Below are 13,347 nucleotides of genomic sequence, written 5' to 3'. Positions count from 1 at the left end.
GCCCTGGCCCGCCCCGCGCCGGGCCGGGCCCCACCGCCCCCTGACCGGGGGGCTTCGCCGCCGACGGCCGGCGCGGCCGGCCGGCACGGCGTACACCTGAGGTATGACGACGACCTACCGCGACCGGGAAGACGCCGGCCGGGTCCTCGCCGACCGGCTCGCCGGCCTCGTCGGGCACTCCGACGTCACCGTGCTCGGGCTCGTCCGGGGCGGCGTGCCCGTGGCCCGGGTGGTCGCCGGGCGGCTCGGCGTCCCCCTCGACGTGCTGGTGGTCCGCAAGCTCGGCCTGCCCCTGGCCCCCGAGGTCGCCTTCGGCGCGCTCGGCCCCAACGGCGTGCGGGTGCTCAACGAGACGGTGGCCGCCCGGCTCGACGCCGAAGAGGTCGCCGAGGTGCAGCGCCGTGAGCAGGCCGAACTGGAACGCCGCGAACGCCGTTACCGGGCCGGCCGGCCCCCGCTCGACCTGACCGGCCGCACCGCCGTCGTCGTCGACGACGGACTGGCCACCGGGGCCACCGCCCGCGCCGCCGTCCAGGTGGCCCGGCGACTCGGCGCCCGCCGGGTGGTCGTCGCGGTGCCCGTCGGCTCGCAGCAGGCGTACGAGATGCTCGCCGCCGAGGCCGACGAGGTCGTCTGCGCCGAGCGGCCCGCCGACTTCGGCGCGGTCGGCGCCTACTACGACGACTTCCACGAGGTGTCCGACGACGAGGTGACCGAGGCGCTCGCGGCGATCGGGTGACTTCACCGGGTACCTTCGGGTAATGCAGCTCACCTGTCCCAAGTGTCACGGAGACATGCGCCAGTACGAGCGCAGCGGAGTCGTCATCGACCAGTGCGGCGAATGTCGGGGGATCTTCCTCGACCGCGGCGAACTGGAGAAGCTGTTCGAGGCCGAGGCGAACTGGAACCGGCAGCAGTCGGCGGGCGCCCCGAACCCGGCACGACCGGCCCAGGCGCCCGGCGGCTACCCGCCGCCTCCGCCACCCGCCCCCCAGCCGGGCTACGGCGCGGTGCCCCCGCCTCCGCCGCCGCCCCCGACGCACGGCTACCCGCCGCCCGCCCCCGCGTACGGCGGGCACGCCCAACCGCACTACGGCTACCACGGCCACTACCGCCGCAAGAAGCACCACGGCGGCTTCCTCGGCGAGCTCTTCGACTGACTCCGTTCACGCGATCGCCGGGTTGGCGGCGTGGGGAAATCGACCGCCCCACGCCGCCGGCCTGCCGGGAGGCGCTCGGCGTGCGAGGCTGCGTCCATGACGGCCGTTTCGCAGCCCGAGGCGCTGGCGCAGGCGTACGCGGGGATCACCGACGTCGTGGCCCCGCTCGACGACGCCGCCCTGCAACGGCCCACCCGCTGCCGGGGCTGGCTCGTCGCCGACCTGCTGTTCCACGTGCTCTGCGACGCGCAGCGGGCGCTCGTCGCGCTCGCCAGCCCTGCCGACGGGCCGGCTGACTGCGACGACGTCTCCTACTGGCGGGCCTTCACCGCCCCGCCCGCCGGCACCGGGACCGGTCGGCGGGCGACCCGCGACGACCCCGGCAGCGGTGCACGGCACGCCTGGTGGGCCCGGCGCTCGGCCGCCGCGTTCGAACGCCCGAGCGGGGTGGTCCGGGTCTGGGCCGACACGGCGCCCGCCGCCGCACGCGCCGCCGCCGCGGCCGATCCGGGCGGCTTCGTCACCACGCAGGGCCACGTGCTGCGGGTGCCGGACCTGCTGGCCACGCTCACCACCGAGGCGGTCGTGCACCACCTCGACCTGATCGTCGACCTGCCCGACGCCCCACCGCCGGCCGCGTTGCCCGTCCGGGTCGCGGTGACGAGCCTGGGTGGGCTGCTCAGCGACGACGCCGTCCGGCCGGCAAACTGGGACGACCGGGACTTCCTGCTCAGGGCCACCGGCCGGGTGCCGCTGACCGACCGGGACCGGTGGGAGCTGGGCGAGGCCGCCGGCTGGTTCCCGCTGATCGGCTGAACGGCCGGGGCGCTGGGGCGACGGTGTTGGTTCTGCCGGCTCAGACGATCGCCATGTCGACGAAGCGGGACAGGTGGAGCTGCGCGGCAACGGTGATCGAGTCGGTCGGCCCGTTCCGGTGCTTGGCGACGATGAAATCCGCCTCCCCGGCGCGCGGCGACTCCTTGTCGTAGTAGTCATCCCGGTGCAGAAGGATTACCACGTCAGCATCTTGTTCAATTGAGCCAGATTCGCGCAAATCGGACAGTTGCGGTCGCTTGTCCGTGCGCTGCTCCGGGCCACGGTTCAGCTGGCTCACCGCGATCACCGGGCATTCGACCTCCTTGGCCAGCAGCTTGAGGCCACGGGACAGGTCGGCGACCTCCTGCTGCCGGCTCTCGGTGCGCTTCGGCGACGTCATGAGCTGGAGATAGTCGACGACGATCAGCTTCAGGTCGTGCTTCTGCTTGAGCCGGCGCGCCTTCGCCCGGATCTCCATCAGGTTCATGCTCGGCGTGTCGTCGACGAAGAGCGGGGCCTCGCTGATCTCGCCCATGCAGCGGGCCAGCTTGGTCCAGTCGTCGTCGGAGAGCTGGCCGCTGCGCAGCACGTGCAGCGGGACGCGGGCCTCCGCCGAGAGCAGTCGCATGACGATCTCGACCTTGCTCATTTCGAGCGAGAAGATCGCCGACGCCTGGTTGGCCCGGATGGCCGCGTTCCGGGCGAAGTCCATGCTCGCGGTGCTGTTGTGCGTCGGGATCATGGACCGGCCGGCCAGGTAGAGGTGGTCCGGGTTGTCCACCGTCACGCAGCGGACCGGGACGCTCGGCACCGGCCGCACGTCCACAACGAACCGGACGCCGGCGTCCGGGGCCGTCCGCTGCCGCGCGGCGTGCGCCGCCCGCTTGTCCGCCAGGCGGAAGACGGGGTCGGGCGTCGAGAAGTCCACGGTGTACGCGACGGACGAGTCGTCCCGTGCCGGCTGCTCGTCGGTCGTGCACTGGTAGCCGAGGCCGACCACGAGTTCCCGGACGTGCCCGGCCAGCCGCCGGGAGGTCGAGGCGTACCGGAGGTTTCCGTCGGGGCCCACGGTCCCGGCGGCGTCCATCAGGCCCGCCAGCAGCTCGCGGCGCTGGTCCTCCGACGCGCGGAGGTACTCCGGCGGGAGGTGCGGCGCGGCGCTCCCCTCGCCGAGGCTCACCCCGAGGGTGTACGGCGCGACGGCGAGATCCCGCTCGGGCAGCCGCAGCGGCGCGCAGTTCTCGACGGCGTGGCGGGGTCGCCGGTCCGCCGTGTCGGTGTGCAGCGTGGCGGCGATCCGGGCGGTCGTCACCGCGCCCTCTGCGGCGGTGGTCCGCCACAGGTGCTCGGCGTCGGCCACGATGACCGAGCCGTCGGAGAACTCGACCTCGTAGCAGGGGCGGTCGTGCCGCACCTCGAAGGCGGCCGTGACGGTGGTCGGGGCGCCGTCCGCGGCGAGGAGCCGGTCACCCACCGCCACCTCACCCATCGTGGTCCAGCCGTCGGGAGTGGGCAGCGGCGTGTCCAGCGCGAGCGCCTTGCCCAGACCGGGCCGGCCGGCCACGATGATCAACTGGCCGGGGTGCAGGCCGTTGAGCAGCCTGTCCAGGTCGGTGAAGCCGGTCGGCACGCCGGTCATGACGCCGCCCTGGGCGCCCACCGCCTCGATCTCGTCGAGGGTCGGCTGGAGCATGTCCGCCAGGATCGCGAAGTCCTCGCTGACCCGGCGCTCGGTGATCTCGTAGACCGCCTGCTGCGCGAGGTCGACGATGTCGTCGACGTCGCGGCTGCCGTTGTTGCCGGTGCCGTACCCGAGCTGCACGATCTTGGTGCCGGCCTCGACGAGGCGGCGGAGCACGGCCCGCTCCCCGACGATGCGGGCGTAGTAGGCGGCGTTGGCGGCGGTGGGGACGGTCGCGATGAGGGTGTGCAGGTAGGGCGCGCCGCCGATGCGGGCGAGGTCGCCCGAGTCGGCCAGGGCGGCGGCCACGGTGATCGCGTCGGCGGGTTCGCCCCGGCCGTAGATGTCGAGGATGGCGTCGAAGATCGTCGCGTGCACGGGCCGGTAGAAGTCGCCGGACTTCAGGATCTCGACGACGTCGGCGATGGCGTCCTTGGACAGCAGCATGCCGCCGAGGACGCACTGCTCCGCGGCGACATCCTGGGGTGGGGTCTTCTCGAACTGGCCGTCCCGCTGTGCGGGTGCCGGTGGCTGGCCGCCGCCCCGTGGTTCCGTCCGCATGTCGTCGGTGACCGACACGGGATCCCCCCTCCGCTGCGTCGGCGTGGACTACCGCTCCGCCGCCGGGCACGACGACGTCCGATCGGACCGGTCGGGTCGATCGGGGGGTCATCGCACCGTCGGTCGAGAGGCAACCATACGGAACCCGAGGTCAGCGACTCAACCAGGCCGGTGGACGAGCCTTGGGACAACCTGTGGACGCCGGTGGACAACATGTGCGCAGGGTGTGCACAGGTTGTGGATAAGTGTTGGGGAATTCCGGCCCGAAACGCTGTGACCTGCATAAACACTGTCCCCACCCTGTGGAGGAGAAATTTCTGGTGAGCTTCCCGGGCGCTTCGTCCCGTACTATCTCCTGCAACGGCTACACCTGGACAGCGGATTGCACTTTCGGTTCAGAAGGGTCACGCTCCGGCCGTGAGACACCGGGACTGGGGACGCGGGGAGGGCAGCCCGCGCGAGTGGCAGGCGAGCCTCCCGTGGGACGCCTCCGGCGACCAGCCTCCGGCCGGCTCGCCCAGCGCGGCCGTCGAGCGCTACCGCACCCCGAGCCGCCGCCGGGCCGCGCACCGCGGCCAGCAGGAGCCGGTGGAGACGTACCTGCCGCGGTGGGCCCTGGACTCGGGTGTCGAGCGGGCCGACGGTGGGGGTCGACACGCGGCCCCCGACGACGATGACGACGTCCGGCCCCGCTCGGGCTCGGGCTGGCGCACCACCGAGACGACCACCAGTTGGCGGCGCGTCAGCGAAACCACGTGGCGGGACGCGCCCGCGATCGAGGCCGCCCCCGGGCGGGAGCGGCCCGGCGGGTGGCGCGACGTGCCAGCGGCGGACGCAGCCCCGGAACCCGAGCGCGGGTGGCGCGACGAGGCTTCCCGCGACGAGGGTTACGTGGGCAGCAGACGGGCCGACGAGGACGACCCGGTGTCGGGCGCGGCGCGGGCGGTGCGCCCCCGCCGGTCGTCGTCGCGCCGCCCGCAGGTGGTCTGGTCGGGCCTGGAGGACGTGGGCACCGCGGGTGACGCGGCCGGCACCGATGCGACGGAGGACGTGGGGCGACGGACGCGCCGCAGCCGCCGGGCCGGCGCGGATTCCTGGTCCGCCCGCCCCGCCGTGGATCCGTGGGAGCAGGGCGCAACGGACGCGGCGGAGACCGCCGGCGAGGTGTCGTCCTACCAGCCGGCGGTGGACCCGTGGGACGCCTCCGGCGTACACGCGTGGGACCGGTCGGCGGTCGAGGGCCGGTGGGGGACACCCGACGGCGCGGCCCGCTGGGACCAGACCGGCGAGATCGGCCGGTGGGACCAGACCGGCGAGATCGGGCGGTGGGACCGCACCGGCGAGATCGGCCGGTGGGAGGAGACCAGCGACGTCGGCCGGTGGGACCAGACGGGTGAGATCAGCCGGTGGGACCGGGCCGGCGAGACCGGGCGGCGGGAGCGGTCGACCACGGGGCAGTGGGGCCGGGTCGACGACGGCCAACGCTGGGATCGGGCGGTGGAGCCCCGGTCCGGGGACGGCTCGATCGAGGGATGGTCCTGGCCGGAGCACGTGGAGGGGTTCTGGTCGGGCACCCGGCTCGCGGGCGACGATCCCCGGTGGATGGACGCGCCGGCGTCCGCGCCACGGTCACCGGTGGTGCCGTACACCGCACCCCGGCCGCGGTCGGCGCCCCGCCGCCGGGCGGAGCCGGCCCGCCGCCGGGGCGAGCCGGTCGGCGACGCGCGTACGGCGGCCGGGCCGTCCCGTCGGCGGGCGGAGTCGACGCCCACCAGGTCCTGGAGCCGTCGCCTCGAAGACGACCTGCTCGATCCGGATCCGGGCGGGCCGTTCCGGCCGCTGGTCTACACGGCGGCGTGCTACCTGCTGCCGGCGGTGCTGGTCTTCGTCTGGCTGCTGACGCTGGACGGTCAGGCGCCGGCCGGCTGCGTCACGGACATCAGCGGTGGCGGCTGCGACTCGCCGCGCTCACACGCCCTCGGCTCGCTGGTGAGCGGGGCGCCCCGGTTCGGTCTGGCGCTGGCCAGCAGCCTCGTGGTCGCGCTGCTGCTGCGGCGGGTCGGCACGACGTGGCGGTCGGCGACGGTGGCGCTGGCGGCGGCGGTGGTCGGCGGCGGCCTGTCGACGGTGATGATCAGCGCGGTGACCGGCCAGCCCATCGGCTGACCGTACGTGGCCGCACGCGAAAGGGCCCGCACCGGCGATCCGGTGCGGGCCCTTTCGCGTGGTGCTGTCGGTGTCAGCCCTGGACGACGTTCAGGTCGAACTTGGCGGTCACCTCGGGGTGCAGCCTGATGCTGACCGGGTACGCGCCGAGCGACTTGATGTGGCCGGGCGTCTCCAGCCGCCGACGGTCGAGGGCCGGGCCGCCTGCCGCCTTGACGGCGTCGACGATCTCGGCCGGGGTGACCGAGCCGAAGAGCCGCCCGCCGTCGCCGGCGCGGGCCTTGAGGCTGACCTTCAGGCCCTCGAGCTGGGCCTTGACCTCGTTGGCGTGGCCGAGGTCGCGGATCTCGCGGGCCGAGCGGGCCCGCTTGATGACCGTGACCTGCTTCTCCGCGCCCTTGGTCCAGGCGATCGCGAAGCCCTGCGGGAGCAGGTAGTTACGGCCGTAGCCGTTCTTGACCTCGACGATGTCGCCCGGGGCACCGAGGCCGGACACCTCCTGAGTCAGGATGATCTTCATATCGGTGCCTCCTCTCAGCGGGCCGTGGCCGTGTACGGCAGGAGCGCCATCTCACGGGCGTTCTTGACCGCGCGGGCGATCTGCCGCTGCTGCTGCGAGGTCACGCCGGTCACCCGCCGAGCGCGGATCTTGCCGCGGTCGGAGATGAACTTGCGCAGCAGCGCGGTGTCCTTGTAGTCGATGTACGTGATCCCGTCCTTGTCGAGCGGGTTCACCTTCTTCTTCGGTTTGCGAAGTGCAGCGGCCTTGGCCATTGCTCGGGCTCCTGGTTTGCGGTCGCGGGCGCTCGGCGCCATTAGAACGGAGGCTCCTCGTCGAAGTTGCCGCCACCCGAACCACCGCGCGAGGGAGCCGGCGCAGCCGAGGCCCAGGGGTCGTCGAAGTTGCCTCCGCCGCCGCCCTGGTTGCCGCCACCGCCACCGCCGAAGCCGCCGCCACCGGAGCGGGACATCTTCTGCACCTTCGCCGTGGCGTAGCGCAGCGACGGGCCGATCTCGTCGACCTCCAGCTCGATGACTGTGCGCTTCTCGCCCTCGCGGGTCTCGTAGGACCGCTGGCGCAGCCGGCCCGACACGATCACCCGGGCACCGCGCTGGAGCGACTCGGCGACGTGCTCGGCGGCCTGACGCCAGACCGTGCACGCGAGGAACAGCGGCTCGCCGTCCTTCCACTCGCCGGACGCCTTGTCCATGAACCGGGGCGTCGAGGCGACCCGGAACTTGGCGACCGCGGCCCCCGAGGGGGTGAAACGCAACTCGGGGTCATCGGTCAGATTGCCGATGACCGTGATGGTGGTGTCTCCTGCCATGACCATCTCCTCGCGCACTCATCGTTCGCCGTACAGGCTCTCAGGGCCCTACGACAACCTCGATGAGGCTGATCCGGGTGGTGAACCGGGTGGATTGTTAGCGCGTCTCCGGCCGGATGACCTTGGTGCGCAGCACGGACTCGTTGAGCCGCAGCTGACGATCCAGCTCGGCCACCGCCGCAGGCGTGGCCTGCAGGTCGACGACGGCGTAGATGCCCTCGGCCTTCTTGTTGATCTCGTACGCGAGGCGCCGGCGGCCCCACACGTCGGTCTTCTCGACCGAGCCACCCGCGGTCCGGATCACGTTCAGGTACGTGTCGAGCGACGGGGCGACGGTGCGCTCCTCGAGGCTGGGGTCGAGGATCACCATGATCTCGTAATGACGCAAGACGTGCTCACCTCCTGTGGGCTAGGCGGCCACGGTCCTTCCGTGGCAGGAGGTCTGGCGTCGTGGCCACTCCGGACCGGGGGAACCCGGCCGGACGCGGACAACCGGTCCAGGATACCCGGCCCGGACGATCATGCCCGGGCAGGTCGACGTCCCCGGTTTCCGCGGCGGGACGCGCCCGGGGCGGCGCGCACACGGGAACCGGGGCCCGGGCCGACGATCGCGCGTCGGCCCGGGCCCCGGCCACGAGGCCGCGGGGCGTCCCGTCCGCATTCCTTGGGTGGGACCTGGGGAGGAACGACCACACCGATGAGGTTGGACCGAAACGCCCCGCGGAGCTTCATTGTGTTGTTATCCGACCGTACTACGATTTCGTCACGTGTGGAGAGAATCAGCACTTTTGCCCGATGATCGGCAGACGGCCGACCGTCGACCCCACCCGGACCAACGACCGGCGCACCGGCCCGGTGACGACCGGCCGACCCGCCGTGGGACACCACGACCCGGCCGCACCATCACCCCGCACGTCGGTGCCTCGACGTAGGCTCGCCTGCATGCGTATCGGAGCCCACGTCGATTCCGCCGACCCGCTGTCCGAGGCGACCGCCCGAGCCGCCGACGCCGTGCAGTTCTTCCTCTCCGATCCGCAGGGCTGGAAGGCCCCGAAACCCAGGGAGGACGCCGACCGGTTGCGCGCCGCCGAGGTCGACCTCTACGTCCACGCGCCGTACGTCATCAACGTGGCGACGCCGAACAACCGGATCCGCATCCCCAGCCGGAAGCTGCTGCTCGGCCACGCCACGGCGGCGGCGGAGATCGGCGCGAAGGGCCTGATCGTGCACGGCGGGCACGTCAACGCGGGCGACGACCTGGCGGTCGGGTTCGACAACTGGCGCAAGACCTTCGCGTACGCGGCGGACGCCGGAGGCTTCGCCCTACCGGTGCTGATCGAGAACACCGCTGGTGGGGACAACGCCTGCGCCCGACGCCTCGACGCGCTGGCCCGGCTCTGGGACGCGCTCGGCGACTACGAGGTGGGCTTCTGCCTCGACACCTGCCACGCCCACGCCGGAGGCGAGGAACTGCTCGACCTGGTCGACCGGGTGAAGGCGATCACCGGGCGGATCGACCTGGTGCACGCCAACAACTCGAAGGACACGTTCGGCTCGGGGCGGGACCGGCACGACAACCTCGACGGCGGCACCATCGACCCGGAGCTGGTGGTGGCCGTGATCCGGGCAGCGGGCGCGCCGGCGATCGTGGAGACCCCGGGCGGCGTGGACGGGCAGGCTACCGACATCACCTTCCTGCGCGACCGGCTCGGCGTGGGGAGCCCGGCCGCATGACGACCGAGCAGTCCGGCGTCACGGGCGAGGCCACCGCCGCGACGAAACCGGCCGCGGCCGACACGGCCGGGCCCGACGCCGCCGATTCCGAGACCGCCGGCAAGGAGCCGGCCGCGGGCGGGACAGCCGGCAAGGCCACCTCCGGCGGCCCGGCGGCCCAGAGGGGCGGCGAGGCCGGAAACGACCGCAGCACCACGAGGGCCGCCAGCACCACGAAGGCCGCCAGCAGCGCGGAGGCCGGCGACGCCAAGGACGGCGAGGCCAAAGACAGCGAGGCCAAAGACGGCGACAGCGCGAAGGACAGCGACGACGCGAAGGGGGACGGCGACGCCGAGGGCGGCGGGAAGCCGGACCGCTGGGAGGCGTTCGCCCCCGCCCCGGAGCCGGTGCCGGGGCGACTGCGGCGCGGGCTGCGGGCGGTCGGCCGCTTCGGCGGCCACGAGTGGACCCTGGCCGTGCTGGGCTCGCTGGCGCTGGCCGTCGCGCTCACCTGGCCGACGCTGCGCTACCCGCGCCACACGCTTCCGCAGGACTACTGGGACCCGAGCCTCCAGACCTGGCAGATGGCCTGGTCGGGGCACATCCTGCTGACCAACCCGGCGCAGCTGTGGCACTCCAACACGTTCTTCCCGGAGCCGTGGAGCTTCGCCTTCTCCGACACCCTGCTCGGGTACGCGCCGGCCGGCATGATCGGCACCGGTCCCGAGGCGGCCCTGCTCCGCTACAACATCATGTTCGTGCTGGCCCACGCGCTCGCCACGCTCGGGGCGTACGCGCTGGCGCGGCAGCTCGGCGCGGGGCGCGCGGGCGCGGCGGTGGCCGGGGTCGGCTACGCGTACGCCCCCTGGCTGCTCGCCCAGGCGGGGCACCTGCACATCATCTCCAACGGCGGCATCCCGCTGGCCCTGGCCATGCTGGCCCGGGGGCACGGCTGGTCGCTGCGCCACGGCTACCGCCCCGAGCGGCGGCACGCGGGGTGGGCGTACGCCGGGTGGGTCGTGGCCGCCTGGCAGCTCAGCCTGGGCTTCGGCATCGGGCTGCCGTTCGCGTACGTGCTGGCGGTGGCGACGCTCCTCGCCACCGTGACCTGGTTCGTCCGACGCCGGTCGGCGCGGCGGCCGTTCGGGGTGCGGCTGCTCGTCGCCGACGTCGTCGGCGCGCTGCTCTTCGCGGGGGTGGGCGCCCTGCTGGCGGTCCCCTACTTCAAGGTCGCCGAGCTGCACCCGAACGCGGCCCGCACCCTCGACGACGTCCGCATCTTCTCGCCGCCGTTCTCGGGCTTCTTCACCGCCCCGGCCGAGTCGCGCGTCTGGGGCTCGCTGCACGAGGGGGCGCGCGCCGGGTTGCCCTGGAACTCCCCCGAGATGACCCTGCTGCCCGGCTTCGTGCTCTACGCGCTGGCGGCGGGCGGGCTGTTCTTCTCGGTGTGGCGGCTGCGGCACCGGCTGCTGCTGCTCGCCGGGGTGGTGGTGACGGCGATCCTGGCCATGGGCACCCGCTTCTTCGGCGGCACCTTCACCTACGGGCTGCTGTTCGATCATCTGCCGGGCTGGAACGGCCTGCGCACGCCGGGGCGGATGATGCTCTGGACGACGCTGCTGCTCGGGCTGCTCGCCGCCGGCGCGGTCAGCGCCTTCGCGCTCCGGGTACGCGAGTGGGCCGCCGAGCGGGTCCCGCCGTGGCCCGGCCCGTGGCTGCGGCTGGCCACCGTGCTGCCGCTGCTGCTGGTGATCGCCGAGGGCCTCAACGTCACCCCGCACCCGGTGGTGCCGGTCCAGTCCGCCGCGCTGCGGTCGGTGGACGGCCCGATGCTCGTGCTGCCCAGCGACCAGGGCCCGGACCAGTTGGTGATGCTGTGGTCGACCAGCCGGTTCCAGGACGTGGTCAACGGCGGCAGCGGCTTCACCCCGACGCGGCAGGCCGAGATCCGGAAGGCGACCGAGACCTTCCCGGACCAGGCGAGCGTGACCTACCTGCGGGCGCTGGGCGTGCGCAACGTGGTGGTGCTGCGCGACCGGATCGGGGGCACGCCGTGGGCCACCACGATCGACGCCCCGATCGACGCGCTCGGCATCACCCGCGAGCAGGTCGACAACGCGGTGGTCTTCCGCCTCTGACGGCGGGCCCGGCTGCCCCGCCGGGCCCGAGACGGCCGGCCCGGGCCCAGGAGCCCGGGCCGCGCCGAAGGCAGGGTCAGGCCGCCGTCGGGGCCGGCACGGCGGCGGGCTCGCTGGGCGCGGGTCGCCGTCGCCAGCGGTCCACCCAGGGCGCGTCCGGCGCGCCGTCGAGCACCCCGCCGTCGGGGTCGTCGGGGTAGGTGTCGCGTACCGCGTCGCGCTCGGGGTGCAGGATCTCCTTCACGACCAGCACGCAGAGCAGCACGACGGTGCCCAGCCGCAGCGTCGCCGCCAGCACGAAGACGCCCTCGGGGAAGACGGGTCGGCTGGTCGCCGAGCCGAGGAGCTCCCCATAGAAGGCGGCGAAGTAGCCGATCTCGGCGACCTGCCAGGCGATGAACGCGCCCCACCTGGGGCGGGCGAGGACGACCAGCGGCAGCAGCCAGAGGACGAACTGCTGCGACCAGACCTTGCTGAAGATGAGGAACGCGGCGACGACGAGGAAGGCGAGCTGGGCCAGCCGGGGCCGCTTCGGCGCGCGCAGGGCCAGCACCGCGACGCCGAGGCAGGCCAGCCCGAACAGGGCGTACGAGAGCCAGTTCAGGGTGGGGATGTTGGCGTTGAGCCACTCGAACGGCCCCATCGAGCCGGGGCCGCCGGTGTTGACCTTGCCGTCGAGGTACCGCCCGATGTACCACAGCGTGCCCCAGTCGATGGGCCGGGTGGTGTTCAGCTCGAAGAAGCGGTCCCAGTTGTCGCGGTAGGACACCGCCGCCGGCAGGTTGACGGCGACGAGGGCCACGAGGGCCGTGCCGACGGCGGTGAGGCCGGCGCGGAGCCGGTTGGCGCGCAGCGCGAGCACGAGGATCGGCCCGAGGACGAACAGCGGCCACATCTTGGCCGCGCCGGCCAGGCCGAGCAGCACCCCGGCCAACGCCGGCCGGCTGCGGGCCCAGGCCAGGAAGCCGAACGCGGCCAGCCCGATGGCGAGCAGGTCCCAGTTGACGGTGGCGGTGAGGAACAGGGCGGGGGCCAGGGCGAAGAGGGCGGCGTCCCAGGGTCGTCGGCGGCGCAGGGCGAGGATGACCGCGACGGTCGCCACGGCGAGGGCGCTGAGCACCAGGGCGTTGGCGTTGTACGCCCACTGCCCCTGGTTGATCTCCGGCCTGTCGACGCCGAGGGCGTGCACCGGCAGCCCGAGGGCGCCCATGAAGTAGCCGGTCAGCACCGGGTATTCGACGGGGTGGTCCCGGTAGGGCACCTTGCCCTCGTTGAGCCCCTCGGCGTAGTAGAGCGCCAGCACGTCGGTGTAGCACATCCGCGTGTACTGGATGTTGTTCTGCCACGCGCCGTCCTGGCAGGGGGACTTCTGCACCCAGTGCAGGGCGAGGGTCAGGCAGGCCAGGGCCAGCACGATTCGGGCGGCCGTCCAGAACCGGCTCTCCCGGTCGGCGGGCCGGTCCAGCGCCACCGCGTGGTCGCCCAGCGGGCCGCCGATCAGCTCGGATGCGCCACGGACGAACCCGTCCGACCGGGACGGGTGGTCGCCGGGCCCGGCGTCGTCCATGTCTGCCGTCGACTGGGTGCTCATGGACAGGAATCATCCCGTACCGATGGCCCTCACGTCCCGCCCCCATGCAAAACATTCCGATGGACGAAACGCCGTCGGGGGGCGGGCGGGGGGGGGGGGCCCCCCCGGGGGGGGGGGCCGTTGGGGGGGGTGACAACCGGGGGGGGGGGGGGGTGGTGGGGCGCCGGCCGCCCCCCGGGGCGTCCGCGGTGGC

The 13,347-nt window shown here is 73.5% G+C and carries 12 protein-coding genes; 6 read left to right on the top strand and 6 right to left on the bottom strand.

The window, feature by feature from the left end; genetic code table 11:
* The first annotated feature begins 103 nt into the window (after positions 1 to 103).
* The 3 genes from ACFYWL_RS09810 (at position 104) to ACFYWL_RS09800 (ending at position 1,976) form a co-directional block, all read left to right on the top strand.
* Complete coding sequence (locus ACFYWL_RS09810; protein WP_386969838.1) at positions 104 to 739, top strand: phosphoribosyltransferase; 636 nt, start codon at positions 104 to 106, stop codon at positions 737 to 739.
* A gap of 22 nt (positions 740 to 761) precedes the next feature.
* Positions 762 to 1,160 (top strand): zf-TFIIB domain-containing protein, encoded by a 399-nt coding sequence (locus tag ACFYWL_RS09805; RefSeq protein WP_386969836.1) that lies wholly within the window; start codon positions 762 to 764, stop codon positions 1,158 to 1,160.
* Between the two features lie 96 nt (positions 1,161 to 1,256).
* Positions 1,257 to 1,976 carry a maleylpyruvate isomerase N-terminal domain-containing protein gene (locus ACFYWL_RS09800; RefSeq protein WP_386969834.1) on the top strand — a complete coding sequence of 240 codons (720 nt, stop codon included), beginning with the start codon at positions 1,257 to 1,259 and terminating at the stop codon, positions 1,974 to 1,976.
* Positions 1,977 to 2,016: 40 nt separating this feature from the next.
* Here ACFYWL_RS09800 and dnaB read toward each other — a convergent pair whose 3' ends face one another.
* Positions 2,017 to 4,236 carry a replicative DNA helicase gene (gene dnaB, locus ACFYWL_RS09795; protein ID WP_386969831.1) on the bottom strand — a complete coding sequence of 740 codons (2,220 nt, stop codon included), beginning with the start codon at positions 4,234 to 4,236 and terminating at the stop codon, positions 2,017 to 2,019.
* A 399-nt stretch (positions 4,237 to 4,635) separates the two neighbouring features.
* On the opposite strand from dnaB, the gene ACFYWL_RS09790 reads away from it, so the two are divergent.
* Entirely contained in the window at positions 4,636 to 6,384 is a 1,749-nt protein-coding gene (locus ACFYWL_RS09790) for a hypothetical protein (RefSeq protein WP_386969828.1), read from the top strand.
* Between the two features lie 73 nt (positions 6,385 to 6,457).
* Here the strand turns inward: ACFYWL_RS09790 and rplI are convergent, their stop codons facing one another.
* From rplI to rpsF, 4 genes are all read right to left on the bottom strand, one after another.
* Positions 6,458 to 6,904 (bottom strand): 50S ribosomal protein L9, encoded by a 447-nt coding sequence (rplI, locus tag ACFYWL_RS09785; RefSeq protein ID WP_007073788.1) that lies wholly within the window; start codon positions 6,902 to 6,904, stop codon positions 6,458 to 6,460.
* Positions 6,905 to 6,918: 14 nt separating this feature from the next.
* Positions 6,919 to 7,158 carry a 30S ribosomal protein S18 gene (gene rpsR / locus ACFYWL_RS09780; RefSeq protein ID WP_007073789.1) on the bottom strand — a complete coding sequence of 80 codons (240 nt, stop codon included), beginning with the start codon at positions 7,156 to 7,158 and terminating at the stop codon, positions 6,919 to 6,921.
* Between the two features lie 41 nt (positions 7,159 to 7,199).
* Entirely contained in the window at positions 7,200 to 7,730 is a 531-nt protein-coding gene (locus ACFYWL_RS09775) for a single-stranded DNA-binding protein (protein ID WP_176734099.1), read from the bottom strand.
* 79 nt (positions 7,731 to 7,809) lie between these two features.
* Positions 7,810 to 8,100, bottom strand: a complete 291-nt coding sequence (rpsF, locus tag ACFYWL_RS09770) for a 30S ribosomal protein S6 (RefSeq protein WP_043960965.1) — start codon at positions 8,098 to 8,100, stop codon at positions 7,810 to 7,812.
* A 554-nt stretch (positions 8,101 to 8,654) separates the two neighbouring features.
* Between rpsF and ACFYWL_RS09765 the strand changes: the two genes are divergently transcribed.
* Together ACFYWL_RS09765 and ACFYWL_RS09760 are read left to right on the top strand one after the other, a co-directional pair.
* Entirely contained in the window at positions 8,655 to 9,446 is a 792-nt protein-coding gene (locus ACFYWL_RS09765; protein WP_386969823.1) for a deoxyribonuclease IV, read from the top strand.
* The gene (locus ACFYWL_RS09760) at positions 9,443 to 11,563 is read left to right on the top strand and encodes a hypothetical protein (RefSeq protein WP_386969820.1); all 2,121 of its coding nucleotides are present in this window, start codon (positions 9,443 to 9,445) and stop codon (positions 11,561 to 11,563) included. Before ACFYWL_RS09765 ends, ACFYWL_RS09760 begins: the two co-directional genes overlap by 4 nt.
* 76 nt (positions 11,564 to 11,639) lie before the next feature.
* Here the strand turns inward: ACFYWL_RS09760 and ACFYWL_RS09755 are convergent, their stop codons facing one another.
* Complete coding sequence (locus ACFYWL_RS09755) at positions 11,640 to 13,154, bottom strand: glycosyltransferase family 87 protein (RefSeq protein WP_386969817.1); 1,515 nt, start codon at positions 13,152 to 13,154, stop codon at positions 11,640 to 11,642.
* Between the last annotated feature and the right edge of the window lie 193 nt (positions 13,155 to 13,347).

The sequence above is a fragment of the Micromonospora sp. NPDC002575 genome (genome assembly GCF_042889525.1).
Lineage (GTDB): Bacteria > Actinomycetota > Actinomycetes > Mycobacteriales > Micromonosporaceae > Micromonospora > Micromonospora carbonacea.
The sequence above is the reverse complement of the archived record's forward strand: the minus strand, read 5'-3'. Positions and strand labels throughout refer to the sequence as shown.